Source organism: Rossellomorea vietnamensis NBRC 101237, from assembly GCF_001591825.1.
GTDB classification, from domain to species: domain Bacteria; phylum Bacillota; class Bacilli; order Bacillales; family Bacillaceae_B; genus Rossellomorea; species Rossellomorea vietnamensis.
The window spans coordinates 1-1089 of record NZ_BCVQ01000109.1; the positions used below are offsets into that span (position 1 = coordinate 1).

The 1089-nt window shown below is 36.1% G+C and carries 1 protein-coding gene; it reads right to left on the reverse strand.

Annotation, left to right across the window (positions count from 1 at the left end; translation table 11 throughout):
• The coding region (locus BVI01S_RS21830) for an IS5/IS1182 family transposase (RefSeq protein ID WP_061811546.1) at window positions 1-1023 on the reverse strand (1023 nt) is incomplete at its 3' end.
• Window positions 1024-1089: the final 66 nt, after the last annotated feature.

The window sequence follows — 1089 nt, forward strand, 5'->3', positions numbered from 1 at the left end:
ATCTTTTCTTCTGCCATTTGTTATAAGGGGATGTAGCTTAGAAACGAGCTTAAGTTTTTCTTTATTGGCATAAATGAGATTTTCTTTTCGAGAGTAAGCTTTGTCACCAATGACTGCCTCTATTTCCACCCCATTTTTTTTCGTTCTATCAATTAAATCAGGAAGATAGTTACCATCCGATTTTTCGCCCGAAGTAATAATAGCCGCTGTGATGATTCTTTCATCCGAAAGGGCAAGATGGGTCTTATATCCATGGAAAGAATGGTCTTCAGATTTGTGTCCGACTCTCGCATCAGGATCCGTTGAAAAATGGGTATTATGCTTACTATCTTCAACGGCTTCTTTTAAAATGTTAAGCTTTTCCTTCACGGAGGGGACTTTTGCTATTTGTGGAGATTGTTCAACCACAGAAACTAACTGTTCGGTGTATGTAAGTTCTTCTTGGTAGCTGCCGTCATCTGGTTTACTAGGGAAACTTTCTTTCATTTTTTCGTCATATTGGTAAATCGTCTTACGAAGCTTTTTGGACAATTCTTGTAAGTATTGCGTAGCTGATTTTGAGTTATATCGAGAACTTGTATGAGTAGCGTCTAAGATAATGGATTTTCCTAATAAAAGATTGTGCTCAAGGGCTATTTCTACCGTCTTTGCGATTAGTAAATCAAGTAATTTCATATCCTTAATACGCAATCTTCGAAATTTAGTAAGAGAACTTGGGTCGATTACAGGCTCCTCAGGAGCCATATCTAGAAAGTATTTAAATGACAAATCGTATTGAGAGCGTTCGACAACATCAACATCTGATAAGTCATAAAACACTTTCAATAAGAGGTATTTAAACATTCGAATGGGTGGTATGGCGTTTCGACCATTATCAATACTATAATTTTTTTTAAGCTCATCCAGAATAAAGGAGAAGTCAACGAGTTCTTTCGTTTGGCGCAGTAGGTTATCTTTTGGAACTACCTGGTTGTACAACTCGTAATATGGACTTAAAACTAATTCTTCTTGTTTTGATAACATTGAGTACACCGCCTATTCACTAATACTTTAATTATAAAATAAAACAGTCAGACAATCCTCATTTCA